Below are 16875 nucleotides of genomic sequence, written 5' to 3' on the forward strand. Positions count from 1 at the left end.
CGGGGCCGTGCGCTCAGCCGAGCAGCGTTCCGCCGGTGGCGTCGAGGAAGGCGCCGGTGATCCACCGGGCCTCGTCGGTGGCGAGGAAGGTGACGACATCGGCGACGTCGACCGCCGCGCCGACGCGTTTGAACGCCGAGAACTGGGCCATCTGCTCGACCGCCTCCGGGATGTCGAACACGGCGCTGCCGTTGTCGGTGATGCCGGGCGCGACGGTGTTGACGGTGATCCCGCGCGGCGCCAGGTGGCGGGCGAAGTGCAACGTGATCTGTTCCACCGCGCCCTTGGTCATCGAGTAGGCCACCTGGTCGGGGCTGGCGAACCGGGTCAGGCCGGAGGAGATGTTGACGATTCGCCCGCCTTCGGGCAGCAGTCCGAGAGCGCGCTGCACGATGAAGAACGGCGCCCGGACGTTGACCGCGAAGAGCCGGTCGAAGTCCTCGGGCGTCACGTCCTCGGGGAGGACGCCGGCCGGCGTGGTGATCCCGGCGTTGTTGACCAGGATGTCGAGGGTGGTCTCGCCGGTGCGATCCTTGAGTCCCTGTTCCAGGCCGAGGAACAACTCGTGCACGCCCCCCGCCTCGCCCAGGTCGGCGCGGACGGGAAAGGCACGGCCACCGTCGGTTTCGATGAGTTCGACCGTCTCGCGCGCGGCGGCCTCGTTGCCCGCGTAGTGCACGGCGACGAGCGCGCCCTTGGCGGCGAGCTGCCGGGCGGTCGCGCGACCGATGCCACGGCTGGATCCGGTGACCAGGGCGGTCTTGTTCGTCAGGCTCATGAGGTTCTCCTTCGACGGGGGTGGTGCGGCGGCCGGGTCACCGGGACCGGGCAGGCCGCTGATCATGCGGGCGAGATGGGAGCGGACGTCGCCGAGCCGCAGGAGCTCGGCGAACAGCTGCCGGGCGGGATCGACCTCCGGTCCGCCCAGGAGCAGCAGGGTTTGGGCGCGGATGTTGGTCAGGGTGCGGGCGCCGACGGCGTGCCGGGTGCGGTGGTAGCCGTCGAGTCCGTCCTCGACCCCGGCACGACTGGCGATCAGCCGGCCGGACAGGTCGGCGGCGTCTTGCAGGCCGAGGTTGAGGGCTTGACCGCCGACCGGCATCTGGCGGTGGGCGGCGTCGCCCGCCAGCAGGACCCGGCCGCGCCGGTACCGGGTGACCTGCTGGCTGGTGTCGTCGAACACGTTGCGCCACAGCGGCGTTCCGTGTCCGATCGACTCGCCGGTCACCTGCTCCCAGGCGGCGGCGATCTCGGCGAACTCCGGTTCACCACCGGCGCTCCGTGGTGCGGTGCCGTAGACGTGCACCATCACCCTGGTGCTGCCGTCGGGCCAGCGCGACGACACCGCCAGCCCGTGCGGGAGCCGTTCGAACCGGCGGGCCGGGATGTCGATCCCGGCCACGTCGGCCCGCAGCATCTCCCTGGCCGCCCCGGCTCCCGCCACCTCGAATCCGGCCAGGTCGCGCACCGTGCTGCGTTCTCCGTCGCACCCGACGAGATAGGCGCCGCGGTGGGTGTGCCGGACACCGTCCCCGGTGACGGTCTCGATCCGGACGAAGCCGGGGTGTGCGGTCAGGGCGGTGACCCGATGTCCGCGCCGCAGCACGGCGCCCGCCTCGAGCGCTCGCTCCTGCAAGACCGCTTCCAGCCGGACCTGGGGGCATTTCCACTGGCCCGAGAACCGATGTGCCGGATCGGCTTCGGTGAGGTCGAGCCGCAACCCACCGAAGTGGCCGGGGCCACCGTCGGGCAGCGGCCCGAGCCGGTCGAGCACGCCCCGCTCGGCGAGCACGTCCATGGTGCGGGCGTGCAGGGTGGAGGCCCGCGATTCGGTGGTGGGCGCGGCGAGCTGTTCCACCACCGTCACGCGCCGGCCCGCGCCGGCCAGATCACCGGCGAGCAGGAGCCCGACCGGTCCGGCGCCGACGATCAGGACGTCGGGGTCATCGTCGGGCTTCGGCATAGTTCTTGGCGTGGTTCAGCGTGGCCCGGCTGTTGCCGCCGAGCGCCTCCCGCAGGAACGTCCGGGCCTCGGGCACCCCGGCCTCGGGTCCGAGGATCTCGGCGATCCGCGATTCCGCGATGATCACCGTGTGCTGCGAGGACGCGGTGGTCGTGCCGTCCGGGTTGGTCCGGAATTCCCAATAGCCGGTGTGCAGGGCCATCAGGGCGGGCAGGGTGGTCTGCTTGTAGGCGATCCGCTCCCGGGGGAAGCAGATCCGCACGGATTCGGTGGTGTGGCTGGACCCGTCCTTCGTCAGGGTGTCCATCCGCAGCACCTGCACACCCGGGGTGTCCTCGGTCAGCCGCACCGAGGCCACGTGCGGCAGCCGCTCGGTCCACCGGTCCGCCTCGTTGACGAAGTCGTAGACATCGCCTGCCGCGCCGGCGATCTCGACCGAGTCGACGAACGACAGGGTCAGGTCCGCGGTCCGCACGGCCGATTCCACCGCGGCCTTGAGCCCGGGCAGTTCGGCGCGGCTGTTGTCGTCGACCGCCTTCTCGATCCACGCCAGGCCGTCGGGATCGTCGTCGATTGCCCGGTAGGAGTGCAGCAGCCGCAGCGCGGTGCCGTCCCCGCTCGGTTCGATGATCCAGGTGCCGCTCATCTGCGCCACCGGCGGCGCGGACACCTCCTGCCAGAAGGTGATCCGCAGCTGCTCGGGGTCGAGGACACGACGCGAGATCCAGGTCTTGGGTTCCCCGTTCGCGGTGGCCCAGATCTGGATGCGTTCCTCGTTGCCCTCGTGTTCGAGCCGGGTCACGTACACCGACGGCGGGAACAGCCGGGGCCAGTTCTCCACCTCGGCCAGCAGGCGGTACACCTCGCCGGGCGGGGCGGCCACGGTGATGGTGTGCTCGACCTCGCGTGTGGTCTGCGTCGTCATGGGGTCTCCTGGTGCTCGTCGGCCGGATTCAGAAGTTGCCGAGTCCGCCGCAGACGTTGAGCGCCTGCGCGGTGATGGAGGCGGCCAGATCGGACGCCAGGTAGCCGACCAGGCCGGCCACCTCTTCGGGGGTGGAGTAGCGGCCGAGCGGGATCTTGGCCTGGAACTTGGTGAGGATGGCGTCCTCGGTGGTGTCGTAGGCCGCCGCGTAGCCGGACCGGACCCGTTGCGCCATCGGCGTTTCCACGTACCCGGGGCACACCGCGTTGACGGTGATCCCGGTCGGGGCCAGCTCGTTGCCCAGTGCCTTGGTAAAGCCGACGACGCCGTGCTTGGACGCCGAGTACGGCGCGCCGAGCACCACGCCCTGCTTGCCCGCCGTGGACGCGATGTTGATGATGCGGCCGCGCTGCTTGTCCCGCATGCCACCGGTGGTCAGCACCTCGCGGCTGGTCAGGAACACGCTGTTGAGGTTGGTCGCGATCACGTCGGACCACAGCTCCTCGGTGAGGTCGGCGGTGACGCCACCGCCGGAGCGGCCCGCGTTGTTGACCAGCACGTCCACCGGGCCGTACCGGTCGACCGCGGCCCGCACGAACGCCGAGATGTCTTCGGCCGCACGGACATCGGCGGTGGTGCCGTCCACGTCGAAGCCCTCGCCCCGCAATCGCGCGACGGTGTCGGCGACGGCTTCCTTGCTGCGAGCGCACAGGAACACCCGGTGTCCCTGCCCGGCCAGCTGACGGGCCGAGGCCAGGCCGATGCCGCTGGTGGCGCCGGTGACCAGGGCCACCTTGTCGTCGTTGGTCATGTCTGTTCTCCTGTCGGGCAATCGGTGTCGCTCAGCTGGGCTGTGGCGCTTCGAGCAGCTGCTCGTTGACCAGGTCGACCAGGGCGCGCGGCGTGGTCACGGCGACGACGGCGTCGTCGTCGAGCGTCACGCCGAACTCGCGCTTGATCCGGCCGGTGGTCTCGAGCAGCGCCAGCGACTCGTAGCCGAGCTCTTCGAATTCGAGGTCGGCGAACTCGCCGTCGAGGCCGGGGCTGTCGCCACTGCCTTCGCGCAGGATGCGGCGCAGGTCGTCGAGGGTGAACGGGGATGTCGACACGGGCTTTCCTTTCTCAGGGGCGAAGATGATCGGGGCCGCGCACGACCATGGCGGAGTTGAACCCGCCCGCGCCGCGCGCGAGCACGAGCGCGGTGCGCACCGGGGCTTGTCTGGCCTCGCCGACCAGATCGAGTGGATAGTCCGCGGCGAGATCGGTGCCGATGGTCGGCGGGATCACGCCGTCGCGGATGGACAGGAAGGCGGCGGCCAGATCGAGCGGCGCCGCGCCCGAATACAGCCGTCCGGTCATGGTTTTCGGCGCGGTCACCGGGACGCCACGCGCGCCGAACACCGCGACCAGGGCGTCGGCCTCGATCCGGTCCAGCTCGGCGATGCCCGCGGCGTCGGCGAACACGACGTCGATCTCGGCGGGGGTGACGGCCGCGTCGGCGAGGGCGAGTTCGATCGCCCGGCGCAGTCCGGGCTCGCCCGGGCCGTCGGGGCGCGGGTCGACCGTCGCCGCGTGTCCGGCGATCTCGCCGTAGATCTGTGGCGCGTCCCGGCGCCGGGCATGCTCGGCGTCCTCGAGCACCAGCAGCGCGCCGCCCTCGCCGGGGACGTAGCCACCGGCCTGCGCGTCGAACGGGAGGTAGGCCCGTTCCGGGTCGTCGACGGTGCTCAGCCCACCGCCGGCCAGTTGCGCCACCCAGCCCCACGGGCAGATCGAGGCGTCGACCGCACCGGTCACCACCAGCGCGGTGCCGCGCCGGATCTGCCTGCGCGCCTGGGCGACCGCGTCCAGCCCGCCCGCCTGGTCGCTGACCACCACGCTGCTCGGACCGCGCAGGCCGTTGCGGATGGAGATCTGCCCGCTGTTGACCGCGTAGAACCAGGCGAAGGACTGGTAGGCGCTCACGTACTCGCCGCCCTTGCTCCACAGTGCGCGCAGTTCGTTCTGCCCGAACTCGAAGCCGCCCGAACTGCTGGCGGTGATCACGCCCGCGGCGTAGTCGGGCAGTTCGTCCGGCCGCACCCCGGCGTCGGCGAAGGCCCAGTCGGCGCTCACCAGCGCCAGCCGGGTCATCCGGTCGGTCTGCGGCAGCAGTCGGCCCGGCAGATGCTCCTCGGCCTCGAATCCGGTGATCTCCCCGGCCAATCGGGCGGGATAGGACTCGGGGTCGAACCGGGTGACCCGGCGGATCCCGGTCTGCCCGGCGAGGGTGGCGCGCCAGTAGTCGTCCAGGCCCAGACCGGTCGGCGCGGCGACACCGAGCCCGGTCACCACCGCGGCGGTCATCGCCCGCTCCGGAACGGATCGGCCAGCACGACCGCGCTCTGGAAACCACCGAACCCGCTGCCCACCGACAGCACCACGTCGACCTTGTGGTCGCGCGCGGTCAGCGGCACATAGTCCAGATCGCATTCGGGATCGGGATGGTGCAGGTTCGCGGTCGGCGGCACCACGTCGTTGACCAGCGCCAGCACCGAGGCCGCGATCTCGATCGAGCCGATCGCGCCGAGCGAGTGCCCGACCATCGACTTGATCGAGCTCATCGGCGTGCGATAGGCGTGGTCGCCGAGACTGCGCTTGACCGCGGCGGTCTCGTGCCGGTCGTTCTGCTTGGTGCCCGAGCCGTGCGCGTTGATGTAGTCGACCTCGGAGCCGTCGATCCGCGCCTGCCCCAGCGCCGTGCGGATCGCCTCGGCCATCTCCTTGCCGTCCGGACGCAAGCCGGTCATGTGGAAGGCGTTGGACCGGGTGGCGTGGCCGGCCAGTTCGGCGTAGATCTTCGCTCCCCGCCTGCGCGCGCTCTCGAGTTCCTCGAGCACGAACACCGCGGCGCCCTCACCGAGGACGAACCCGTTGCGGCTGGCGTCGAACGGGCGCGAGGCGTGTTCGGGGTCGTCGTTGCGCGGGGTCGTCGCCTTGATCGCGTCGAAGCAGGCCACGGTGATCGGGCTGATCGGCGCGTCCGTGGCACCGGCGATCATCACGTCGGCGCCGCCCTCCCGCAGGACCTCCGCGGCGTAGCCGACCGCGTCCAGGCCGGAGGTGCAGCCGGTGGACACCACCGTCGACGGTCCCTGCGCGCCCACGGCCCAGGCCACCTCGGTCGCGAACGAGCTCGGGACGAAATAGTTGTAGAGGTGTGGCACCGCGTAGGTGTGGTCGACCAGTTCGAGCCGCCCGCCGTCGCTGACGGTGCGGTACTCCTGGTCGAGCCCCATCGTCGCGCCGACCGCGCTGCCGATGGTGACACCGGTCCGGAACGGGTCGATGTCGTCGAATTCGAGTCCGCTGTCGGCGACCGCCTCCCTGGCGCTCACCACCGCCAGCTGCGCCGCCCGGTCCATCCGCCGGATCTCCTGCGGGGTCAGGCCGTGCAGTTCCGGGTCGAAGTCGATCTCGGCGGCCACCTGGGAGCGGAACGGCGCCGGATCGAACAGCGAGATGCGCCCGGTCGCGGTGCGGCCGTTGGAGATCAGGTCCCAGAAGCTCTTGGTGCCGACCCCGCCAGGGGCGGTGACACCGACACCGGTGATCACCACGCGGCGTTCCTGGGCGCTCATCGCGCGTTCCAGTCGTAGAAGCGGTGCGCCATGGCGTCCGCCGGGGAACGCCAGGTCTTCGGGTCGTAGGCCTCGATGAACGGCTTCAGATCCTGGCTGATCCGCACGAAGCGGTCGTCGGTCTTGGCGTCCTCGATCCGGTCGCCGCCGTCGTCGGCGTCGAAATCCTGGAGATGGAAGTACAGGCCGCGGTAGTGGAACAGCTGACGGCGGCGCGTGCCCATCCGGTGCGGCAACTCGGTGGTGTCGAATTCCCGGAACAATCCGGCGACATCGCCCGCGGACGCGAGGTCCATGCGGGCCACGATCAGTGTGCTGAACATTGACTTCCCCTTCTCTCTGGTCTTCACCGGCCCGGCCCGAACCAGCGGTCCAGGGCGGTCGGCAGATCGTCGTCGGCGCCGGGAGCGACCCAGGCGACATGGCCGTCGGGCCGCACCAGCACCGCCGTGGTGCGGGCGTCGGCCTCGATCGGTTCGGTGGTGGTGGCGGTGACCACGTCGATGCGGTCGGTCCAGGGCCGGGCCCGGCGGCGCAGCGCCGGGTTGTCGGTGAAGTCGAGCAGGACGCCGCGACCGGACCGCAGCAGCGCGGCCGTGTCGGTGGTCTGACCGCCGCGAGCGAGGGCGCGCCGCGGCAGCCGCGCGCCCAGCAGCGGATGGGAGCCGCGGCCCACGTTGTAGCGGATGTCGAGGCCGGTCACCCGCGCGGCGAGGTGCCGTTCCACCTCGGGATAGGCGACGAGTTCGCGCAGGACCTCCCGCAGCGGACCGACCTCCTCGCCGCCGAGCAGGAACAGGCTCTGCGCCTTGGTGTTGGCCAGTAGCCGCTCCCCCACCGGGTAGCGCTCCGCGTGGTAGGTGTCGAGCAGCGCCGCCGGCGCCGTGCCCCGAACCACCGCGGCGAGCTTCCAGCCGAGGTTCACCGCGTCCTGGATGCCGGTGTTCATGCCCTGCCCGCCCGCGGGCAGGTGCACGTGGGCGGCGTCGCCCGCCAGCAGGACCCGGCCGCGGCGGTACTCGGTGACCAGGCGCGCGGCGTCACCGAACGCGCTCACCCACACCGGTTCCGCGTGCGAGATGTCGACGTCGGTCAGCCGCTTCCACACGTCGGCGACCTCGGCGAAATCCGGTGGGCCACTGCGCCGCCGGGGCGCGGCGCCGCGTTCGCCGACGATGATCCGGTAGGTGCCGTCGGGCAGCCGGGCGCTGATCACCATGCCGCCCGACACCTGCTGGCCGATCATCCGCGGCGCGATCTCCACGCCGCGCACGTCGGCGAGCAGCAGTTCGGTGGTGGCCGGGGTGCCGGGAAAGTCGAACCCGGCGGCCTTGCGCACCACGCTGCGCCCGCCGTCGGCGCCGACGAGGTAGCCCGCCCGCAGCGGCGGGTGACCGTCGAGGTGCACGGTGACTCCATCGGCGTCGCTTTCGAGCCCGACGACCTCGTGCCCGCGCCGGATGTCGGCGCCGAGTTCCCGCGCCCAGCTCTCCAGCACCGCTTCCGTCGTCGACTGCGGCACGGTCCGCGGTGCTTCCAGCGGGGCGCCGAGCACCGCGAGGTTCAGCGGGATCCCGCCGAAGTGCCCGGCCGAGCCGGTCTCGAGCGCGCCGAAGCGGCTCAGCAGGCCACGCTGTTCGAGCACTTCGGCGGTGCGCAGCGTCAGCCCGATGCCGCGCGATTCCCCGGTGCGGGCGGGCAGTTGGTCGACGACGATCACGTCGACACCGGCCAGCCGCAGTTCCCCGGCCAGGGTCAGCCCGGTCGGTCCCGCTCCGGCCACGATGACCGCAGTGTCCATGGTTTCCTCCTGAATCCCGTTCATGCCGCATGACTTCCGGAGTCGTCGAGCCGGCACAGGGTGGTGCCGGCGCTCACCGTCGTCCCGACGGTGGCGGTCAGCTCGCGCACGGTGCCCGCCCGGTGCGCGGTGAGCGGCTGCTCCATCTTCATGGCCTCGATCACCGCCACGAGCTCGCCGGCGTCGACCCACTGACCTTCCGCCACAGCGACTTTCACGACGGTGCCCTGCATCGGCGCGACCAGCGCGTCGGACGCGACCGCACCGCGAACTCCGCCTCCGCGCGCCGCTCTTTGCGTCCGGCGGGGCGCGACACCCGGCCCGATCCGTTCGGCCGCGGGCAGGGACACCTCGACCCGGCGTCCGCTGATCTCCACGACGACCGTCTCCCTGGCCCGCTCCGGTTCCGCTTCGCCCGCGAGGTCCTGCGGGACGAGGCGATTGTCGAATTCGGTCTCGATCCAGCGGGTGTGCACGGTGAACGGCGCGGTGGTGAACGCGGGGTCGTCGAGCACGGCGCGGTGGAACGGCAGCGTGGTCGGGAGCCCGTCGACAACGAGCTCGGCGAGCACCCGGCGCGACCTGGCCAGCGCCTGCTCGCGGTCGGCACCGGTGACGATCACCTTGGCCAGCAGCGAATCCCAGGCCGGGCCGATGACGGTCCCCTGGTCGACACCGGCATCCACCCGCACCCCCGGCCCCGAGGGCGCGGCGAACGCGCTCACCGTGCCGGGCGCGGGCAGGAATCCGCGCCCTGGGTCCTCGGCGTTGATCCGGAACTCCAGGGCGTGCCCGCGCACGGGTGGGTCGTCGTAGCCGAGCGCCTCGCCGCGGGCGATCCGGAACATCTCCCGCACCAGGTCGATCCCGGTGACCTCCTCGCTCACGGGATGTTCGACCTGCAGCCGGGTGTTCACCTCGAGGAACGACAGCGTGCCGTCGCGCCCGATCAGGAATTCACAGGTGCCGGCGCCGACATAGCCCGCCCGGGACAGGATCGCCTTCGACGCCCGGTACAGCTCCGCGCGCTGTATCTCGGTGAGGAACGGCGCCGGCGCCTCCTCTACCAGTTTCTGATGGCGGCGCTGCAGCGAGCAGTCCCGGGTCGACACCACCACGACCTGACCGAAAGCATCGGCGAGGCACTGTGTTTCGACATGCCTCGGCTGCTCGAGGTAGCGCTCGACGAAGCATTCGCCCCGCCCGAAGGCGGCGGTCGCCTCGCGCACGGCGGCGTCGAACAGCTCGGCGATCTCGCCACGGTCGCGCACGACCCGCAGCCCGCGACCGCCGCCGCCGTGGGCCGCCTTGATCGCGATCGGCAGACCGTGCCGATCGGCGAAGGCCACCGCCTCGGCCGCGCCCGCGATCGGATCACGGGTGCCGGGCACGAGCGGAGCGCCGACCGCCTCGGCGATGTGGCGGGCCGAGACCTTGTCGCCGAGCGCGCGGATCGCGGCGGGCGGCGGACCGATCCAGGTGAGTCCCGCGTCGAGCACCGCCTGCGCGAAATCGGCGTCCTCGGAGAGGAATCCGTAGCCGGGGTGGACCGCGTCGGCCCCGGCGGCGGCCGCCGCGCCGAGCAGTTTGGCCGGGTCGAGATAGCTGGTCGCGGGCGTGTCACCGCCGAGCGCGTACGCCTCGTCCGCCAGCCGGACATGGGGTGCGTCCCGGTCGGGTTCGGCGTAGACCGCCACCGCGGTGAGTCCTTCGTCGCGGCACGCCCGCACGACGCGGACCGCGATCTCGCCACGATTGGCGATGAGTACCTTGCGCATGGTTTCGGCTCCCTGTCGCTGCGTCACGGTCACAGGTAGACGGTGTTGGGCGGCAGGCCGACCAGCGAACGGCCGTACAGCTCGATGTTCACGCTGGGCGTGATCATGGCGTGCAGCGAGGTCGCGTGGATGTCGCGCTGCAAGCGCGCGATCGGGACGTCACGCTGGATCGAGGAGCCGCCGCTGGCCTGGGCCAGGATCTCCACCGCGGCCTTGGCCTGATGGGCCACCCAGCCGATCTGCACCCGCGACCAGACCCGTTCCTGTTCGGTCCACGCCTCGTTCGCGGCGGCCTTCGCGTCGATCACGTCGGCGAAGGTGCGCGCCCGCGCCTCGGCGTCCTCGATCAGCAGCGCGGCCTCGCCGACCTGGAGGTGGGTGACCGGGGCGTCGAGCTGACTCGGATAGTCGGTGTAGGTGATCGGCCTGCCGGGGAGCCGTTCGACGAAGGCCGACAACGCCGCCCGGGCCGCGCCGACCAGCTGTCCGGTCTGGATCGCGGTGACCGGCACCAGCACCGGCGCCGCGTACTGCGGCTTGAGCACGTTGACCGCCGACTTGGAGCGGTTCTGATAGAAGTCCTCCCCGGTGATGACGCGGTGGTCGGGCACGAAGACGTTCTCGGCCACCGTCGAGACGCTGCCCGAGCCCTCCAGCCCGGAGGTGTACCAGTCGTCGATGATGCGCAGGTCCGCCGTCGGCACCAGCGCGAAGATCGGCACCGGCGCGGCGCCCGGCTCGGTCGGCAGGGCCACGGTGACCTTCCACTGCGCGTGCAGCACACCGCTGTTGAAGCGCCAGGTGCCGTTGAGCAGCCACCCGCCATCGACCTTGGTCGCGGTCCCGGTGGGCGCGGTGGTGCCCGAGATCCGCACGTTCGGCGTCGCGAACACCTCGTCGAGCGCCGCGTCGGGCCACAGTGCCGACATCCAGGTCAGCGAGGCGTAGATCGAGAGGCAGAACGCCACCGAGGTGTTGCCGCGGGCGACCTCGGCGAGCACGTCGACGAAATCGCGGGTGGTGGACTCGTAGCCGCCGTACTGGGCGGGCACCTGCATCTTCAGCAGGCCGGATTCCTCGATCGCCTCGATGACATCCTCGGGCAGCCGGCGGTTCTCGTCGATCCAGCGGGCCCGCGAACGCAGCAGCGGCGCCAATTTCGCGGCACGCTCGACGAGTTCCGCGCGGGACGGGTTGGCAGACATATCGATTCCTCTCGCCGAATTTCGAGAATTATTCGGCGACAACGCTGCTCACCGATCACGAGAAATCTCGCACAGGAATCGGCGGCGGTTCAAGGGCTGCGGAACGACTCTACGGTCGACCCGTAGGATATCCCCGGGGGAACCACAGGATCACTACCGGGACTTCGCTTTCGGTTCCACCGGAAACGCACGAAGGACGGCAGCCGTGCGAAACACGACTACCGTCCGAGGAATTGGACTACCGCACATTACTTCACGCGCATTCCCGCGAATTCATCACCCCCGCCAGTTGCCGCCGACCCGGAATACCGAGTTTGCGATACACATTCGACAGGTGGAACTCGACCGTCCGCACCGTGAGGAACAGGTCCTCGGCGATATCCTTGTTGCTGAGGCCGCGCAGGGCCAGGCCGGCGATCTTGCGTTCCTGTCTGGTCAACCCGGTCTCGCGGTGCTGGTTGTCCAGGGTGCCGAGCACCGAGCCCGCCCGCTGGAGCACCGGTCTGCTGCCCGCGGCGGTCGCGAGCTCGGTGGCCGCGCCGACCGCCCACCGCGACCGCTCCACATCGCCTTCGAGCGCGTGCAGCTGCCCCAGGTCACACAGGGCACCCATCAATTCGTACCGGGCCTCGGCCAGCTCGAGCAGCTCCACGGCTCGTTCGAGGGTGGCGACCGACCCGCCGTCTCGCCGGGCCATGCCGACGGCGTGCAACGCCCGGCCCACCGCGCCGGGTGACCCCCAGCGCCGGGCGGCCGCGAGTTCGTCGTCGGCCAGCGCGGCCGCCAGGTCACAGCGGCCGAGCGCGGTGGCGACCAGCGCCGCCCTGGACCGCCACGGGACGATCGCCGGATTGGCGACATTCAGTGCGGTGAGCACCTTTCCGCAGGCCAGATAGTCCGCGAGGCTGCGCTCGAGCTCGCCCTCGGCCCGGTGCAGCGCGCCGCGAGCGGCGAGCACGTGCGCGTGGTCGGGCATGGCTTCCACCGCACTCATCCGGTCCTCGAACAGACAGCGCGCACTACGCAGGTCACCCACCTGAACGAACGCCTCGACCAGCCAGGCCAGCGCCATTCCCCGCAACGAGGGCGACACCCCGCGCCGCAGCAGCGGTCCCATCGCCTCGATCGCCGCGGCGGGTCTGCCGGACTGGGCATCGATCCTGGCGCGGATCAAGGTGAGCGCCTCGACGACACGCGCCGAAGCCTCGGGTCGGTCGGCCGACAGCAGCCGGGTGCAGTAGGCGGCGGCCTCCGCGCTGCGGTCCGCGTAGACCAGCGCCAGCAGCGCCAGCCACAGGCAACCCGCGTCCGGCTGCCCGGATTCGGTGTCGAGCACCAGTTCCGAACGGCGGACGATGGTTTCACGGTCCAGCACCCCGCAGTGCACGAACAGCATGCTCTGCACGCCACCGCACAGGGTGTCGGCGTCGCCGAACCGGATACGGGCCTCGGTGTGTCCGACGCCGGACAGGTAGTCGATCGTGCGGGTGAGCCGGGCATCGCGACGTTCACACCAGGTCCGTTCCGGGCGATCGCATCGGGTTCTCTCGGCACATCCGGAAATCCGGGCCGTCCCGATGGACCGGAATTCCTGGCGTCCCACCATAGAATTCACTACGCCCGGCGGCGACGTGCCGTCCGAACAGGGCACAGGATGATCGTTCATGAAGTCTCCCTGGTGCAGCAAGCCAAGCTTTCGCGGCCACGCCGTCGACAGCCGCGAAGAATTCCCACCCTCGTTTCAAAGTACCAGCGGCACAGCGCCATTCACAGTGACGCTCGACATACGATTTTCATGATCTTATCTCTTGCAGATCACGATCCCGAATCGAATACTCGCACAGGCGATTACGCAATCCGCCGCCAGATCGTCGATGCAATGGCAAATGTGCTTGCAGACGGAACTTTGCCCGCCGATAGCCGAACGAGCGCAGTTCTCGGTTCAGCGCTCGACGGCACCTGCGGGCTGGGACAGGCGCGCGAGCAGGGTCGTCGTCTCGTCGAACAACCGCGCCGCCGCGACCGGATCGAAGGCGGGCCCGCGGACGTCGAGAACCTTGCCCTGCACGATCGCGGTCAGTGGCGCGGCCGGCGGATCGTCCAGCACGTCGAGGATCGGGCCGACCGCCCGCTCCACCGATTGCGCGCCCGCCCGCATCGCCTCGATCCTGGCCGCCATCTCGGGGTCGTAGTCGCCGGACAGCCCCGTGTCGACCACGCCCGGATGCAGCAGCACGTACGCCACCCGGGCCGGTGCACGGCGCGCGAACTCGATTCCCAGCAGGTCGTTGAGCTGACCGCCCTGCGACAGCGCGCGCAGGCCGTGATAGCCCTGCGCGAAACCCAGGTCACCCCAGCGGATCTGGCCGGTGCCGCTGCCGGGGCCGGCCACATTGAGGATCAGCGGCCGAGGTGCGGCCGCGAGCAGGTCGAGCAGGTCGTAGCCGAGCACGAAGCGGCTCAGATAGAACAGGGCCAGGGTGTACTCGAATCCTTCCGCGGTCACCAGCCGTTCGGACCGGTAGTGCCGCGCGCACAGCACCAGTGCGTCGAGCCGGGTGACGCGCGCACGAACCGCCGCGATCGCCTCGCGCGTGGCCGCGATCGAGCTGAGGTCGGCGGCGACGAAATGCGCACGGTCCCCGCCACCGAGCGCCTCGGCCGCCGCCAGGAACTCGGCGCCACGCACCGGGTTCCGCCCGATGACCACAACGGTGTCGCCCTTGGCCAGGCGGTCGAGAGCCGCCGCCCGCCCGAGGCCGTCTGTCCCGCCGGCGACAACAATGTGCTTCATACATTGATGCTAACGGGACGGTTCATCGATGTCATCCTGACCGTACAGTGAATTGGAACAGTGAGTTCAGTTCGAGGACCTGATTACATTCACGGCGATCGGTGCTCTGTCCACCACTCGACGCCCGTCGCTAGGTTCGGGAGGCAGTGCCCACCAGCGCGATCGGAGGTCCACATGGGGTTCACCTTCCCCCACACCGTGTCCGTCTCCTGGCTCCGCGACCATCTCGGCGAGCCCGGCCTGCTCGTCGTGGACGCGAGCACCCGGTTCACCGTGCACGACGACGGCACCTTCTCCCTCGAGCCGGGCCGCGCCGCCTACGCCACCGCGCAGGTGCCCGGCGCGGTCTTCGCGGACCTGCTCACCGACTTCGCCGACCCCACGGCCGATCAGCCCGTCACCGCACCGGATTCGGCGCGCTTCGCCGCGGCGGCGGGCGCCCTCGGCATCGGTGACGGTGTGCGCGTCGTCGTCTACGACCAGGACGACGGTATGTGGGCCACCCGCTTCTGGTGGCAGCTGCGCCTGGAGGGTTTCGACGACGTCGCCGTCCTCGACGGCGGACTCCCGGCCTGGCAGACCGCGGGCGGCGAGGTCTCGAGCTTCCCCGTCCCGCCGGCCCCGGTCACCTTCACCCCGCGCCGCAGGCCGGGTCTCCTCCGATCCACCGCCGAGGTGCGGGCCGCCATCGACGACGACGGCGCCGTTCTCGTCGGCGTCGTGGATCCCGCCGTCTACCGCGGCGACACCGAGGTGTTCGCCCGCCCCGGGCACATCCCCGCGAGCATCAACCTCCCGATCGACCGGATCCGCGACCCACGGACCGGCACCCTGCGCCCCCTGGCGGAACTCCGGACCCTGTTCGCCACCGCGGGCCTGCTGGATTCCACGATCACCCCCGTCACCTACTGCGGCGGCGGGGTCGCCGCCACCGCCGTCGCCCACGCCCTGGCCCTGCTCGGCCGCGACGACGTCGCCGTCTACGACGGCTCCCTCACCGCCTGGACCGCCGACCCCACCCTCCCCCTCACCCTCGGCGACCACCCTCGATAACCGTCACGACCACTCTGTGATTCGCCTCGCTCCCAGACTCTTCCCAGTGATCGTCCAGGGTTCCTGGAGGTTCAGCGGAAACGATGGCCGTCGGCCGTCCGGCTGATCGAGACAGAGCGGGAGAATCATGTACAGGAAGCGCGTGGCAGTCGGTGCCGCGCTCAGCGTCGGTCATCTGCTCGTGCTGGTTCCGGCGACGGCAGCGGTGCCCGCGCGCGAGAATACCTATGACGCGCCGGGTGGGATCGAGTACACCGTGGGGCACGGTGATATCGCCGCTCGGTCGGTCGGGGCGCTCAACGGGATGCCCACCAATCGGGAGGCATTTCTCGATATCACCGGGTACGGGCGGGTCACCGGGCCGGGGACGGGCACGGTCGAGGCGGGGTATCTCGTGGCGTGTGCGGTCGATGTCGATGTCGAGCTGAAGCTGGAGGGACGACTCGGATTCGACGCGGGCGCCGACGCCACGCTCGACGTCGGCCTGACCTCCCTGGAACCGGGCATCGCGCTCGGCGTCGGGCCGAATGTCTCCGGTGGACTCGGCGTCGAACTGTCGGTGGCACCGGGCAAGATCGTCAAGATCCCCGTCGGCGAGCAGGCCCTGCGTCCGGACGCGACCGGCTACGTCCACAGCCGCGACTTCCACCTGGTCGTCACCAATTGCGCTGGGCCACTGACTGTCCGGCCCTACACCAGTATCACCACCCACTCTCTCGATGTGACCGGCACCGGCGCGGTCTTCGCCGATCCGATCACCCTCTGACCGCCTGAGTACCTCCGGTTCCGGGTGATCGCAACCGTTCACAGAACGCGGGCAACCACCTAGATTTCGGTCTCATGACCAGCGCGCTCCTCGATCGATACGGTCCGGCACGGCCGGCGATCACTGTCCGCGGCTCCGACGCGGGCGGTTTCCCGTCGCGTCCGCAGGGTGGCATCGGGTGACCACCCCAGCCGGCGGCCACCGCGTCGCGATCGTGACCGGCGCCGCATCCGGAATAGGCCGCGCCACAGTCGAACTCTTCGCCGAACGTGGACACGACGTCGTGGCGGTGGATATCGCCGAGCGCGGGCTCGCCGACCTCGGCGACGGCATCGTGACGCTCGCCGGTGACGTCGCCACGGCGGCGGTCAATCAGGCAGCTGTCGATACCGCACTCAGCCGGTTCGGACGGCTCGACACGATCGTGCTCAATGCCGGGATCGGGGGTACCCCACCGCTGGCATCCCCGGACGCGGTGGGCCGGGCCGATCGCATTCTCGACGTGAATCTCCTCGGGCCGGTCCACGCGCTCCGGGCCGCGCTGCCCGCCCTGCGCGACTCCCGCGGTTCGGCGGTGTTCACCGCCTCGGTCGCCGGCCTGCGCGGAGATCCCGGGAATTGGGCGTACAACGCGTCCAAGGGCGCGCTGATCAATCTCGTCCGCGCGTTCGCGCTCGACTATGCCGCACAGGGGATCCGGATCAACGCGATCGCACCGGGCCTCACCCGCACCGGCATCACCGCGGGCGTACACCAGGACCCCGCCCTGCTGACGGCCCTGGAGCGCCGGATTCCACTGGGCCGTCTCGCCGAACCCCGAGAACAGGCCGAGGCGATCTGGTTCCTCGCCTCCCCCGCCGCGAGCTACATCACCGGCACCACCCTCGTGGTCGACGGCGGGCTCGACGCCGACCTCGGCATCCTCCCGCTGCCGGGCCGGTAACCCTGATCGGCGGCGGATCTCCCGAAT

The 16875-nt window shown here is 70.8% G+C and carries 15 protein-coding genes; 3 read left to right on the plus strand and 12 right to left on the minus strand.

What is annotated here, in order from left to right:
* Nucleotides 1-13: 13 nt before the first annotated feature.
* The 12 genes from ACFVW6_RS10760 to ACFVW6_RS10815 all read right to left on the minus strand — a co-directional run bounded on the left by ACFVW6_RS10760 (nt 14) and on the right by ACFVW6_RS10815 (nt 14086).
* Nucleotides 14-1963, minus strand: a complete 1950-nt coding sequence (locus ACFVW6_RS10760) for an SDR family oxidoreductase (RefSeq protein WP_378826839.1) — start codon at nt 1961-1963, stop codon at nt 14-16.
* The gene (locus ACFVW6_RS10765) at nt 1944-2888 is read right to left on the minus strand and encodes an aromatase/cyclase (RefSeq protein WP_378826841.1); all 945 of its coding nucleotides are present in this window, start codon (nt 2886-2888) and stop codon (nt 1944-1946) included. The genes ACFVW6_RS10760 and ACFVW6_RS10765 overlap by 20 nt, the downstream gene beginning before the upstream one ends.
* 28 nt (nt 2889-2916) lie before the next feature.
* On the minus strand, nt 2917-3699 hold the full coding sequence (gene fabG / locus ACFVW6_RS10770; protein WP_378826843.1) for a 3-oxoacyl-ACP reductase FabG: 783 nt from the start codon (nt 3697-3699) through the stop codon (nt 2917-2919).
* A gap of 31 nt (nt 3700-3730) precedes the next feature.
* On the minus strand, nt 3731-3997 hold the full coding sequence (locus ACFVW6_RS10775) for an acyl carrier protein (RefSeq protein ID WP_378826845.1): 267 nt from the start codon (nt 3995-3997) through the stop codon (nt 3731-3733).
* A gap of 13 nt (nt 3998-4010) precedes the next feature.
* Entirely contained in the window at nt 4011-5234 is a 1224-nt protein-coding gene (locus ACFVW6_RS10780) for a ketosynthase chain-length factor (RefSeq protein WP_378826847.1), read from the minus strand.
* The gene (locus ACFVW6_RS10785; protein ID WP_378826849.1) at nt 5231-6508 is read right to left on the minus strand and encodes a beta-ketoacyl-[acyl-carrier-protein] synthase family protein; all 1278 of its coding nucleotides are present in this window, start codon (nt 6506-6508) and stop codon (nt 5231-5233) included. Before ACFVW6_RS10785 ends, ACFVW6_RS10780 begins: the two co-directional genes overlap by 4 nt.
* A complete protein-coding gene (locus tag ACFVW6_RS10790) occupies nt 6505-6831 on the minus strand; it encodes a TcmI family type II polyketide cyclase (protein ID WP_378826851.1) in 327 nt (108 codons plus the stop codon). The genes ACFVW6_RS10785 and ACFVW6_RS10790 overlap by 4 nt, the downstream gene beginning before the upstream one ends.
* A gap of 23 nt (nt 6832-6854) precedes the next feature.
* Nucleotides 6855-8309, minus strand: a complete 1455-nt coding sequence (locus tag ACFVW6_RS10795) for an FAD-dependent monooxygenase (protein ID WP_378826853.1) — start codon at nt 8307-8309, stop codon at nt 6855-6857.
* 20 nt (nt 8310-8329) lie between these two features.
* Entirely contained in the window at nt 8330-10087 is a 1758-nt protein-coding gene (locus ACFVW6_RS10800) for an acetyl/propionyl/methylcrotonyl-CoA carboxylase subunit alpha (RefSeq protein ID WP_378826855.1), read from the minus strand.
* A gap of 29 nt (nt 10088-10116) precedes the next feature.
* Nucleotides 10117-11292, minus strand: coding sequence for an acyl-CoA dehydrogenase family protein (locus ACFVW6_RS10805; RefSeq protein WP_378826858.1), 1176 nt, complete (start codon nt 11290-11292; stop codon nt 10117-10119).
* A gap of 253 nt (nt 11293-11545) precedes the next feature.
* On the minus strand, nt 11546-12898 hold the full coding sequence (locus ACFVW6_RS10810) for a LuxR C-terminal-related transcriptional regulator (protein WP_378826860.1): 1353 nt from the start codon (nt 12896-12898) through the stop codon (nt 11546-11548).
* A gap of 336 nt (nt 12899-13234) precedes the next feature.
* Complete coding sequence (locus ACFVW6_RS10815) at nt 13235-14086, minus strand: SDR family NAD(P)-dependent oxidoreductase (RefSeq protein WP_378826862.1); 852 nt, start codon at nt 14084-14086, stop codon at nt 13235-13237.
* Between the two features lie 174 nt (nt 14087-14260).
* On the opposite strand from ACFVW6_RS10815, the gene ACFVW6_RS10820 reads away from it, so the two are divergent.
* From ACFVW6_RS10820 to ACFVW6_RS10830, 3 genes are all read left to right on the plus strand, one after another.
* Nucleotides 14261-15139 carry a sulfurtransferase gene (locus ACFVW6_RS10820; protein WP_378826864.1) on the plus strand — a complete coding sequence of 293 codons (879 nt, stop codon included), beginning with the start codon at nt 14261-14263 and terminating at the stop codon, nt 15137-15139.
* 142 nt (nt 15140-15281) lie between these two features.
* On the plus strand, nt 15282-15905 hold the full coding sequence (locus tag ACFVW6_RS10825; RefSeq protein WP_378826867.1) for an MspA family porin: 624 nt from the start codon (nt 15282-15284) through the stop codon (nt 15903-15905).
* A gap of 178 nt (nt 15906-16083) precedes the next feature.
* Nucleotides 16084-16848 carry an SDR family NAD(P)-dependent oxidoreductase gene (locus ACFVW6_RS10830; protein WP_378826869.1) on the plus strand — a complete coding sequence of 255 codons (765 nt, stop codon included), beginning with the start codon at nt 16084-16086 and terminating at the stop codon, nt 16846-16848.
* The last annotated feature ends 27 nt before the right edge of the window (nt 16849-16875 follow it).

The sequence above is a fragment of the Nocardia sp. NPDC058244 genome (genome assembly GCF_042882065.1).
In the GTDB taxonomy this organism is placed as follows: domain Bacteria; phylum Actinomycetota; class Actinomycetes; order Mycobacteriales; family Mycobacteriaceae; genus Nocardia.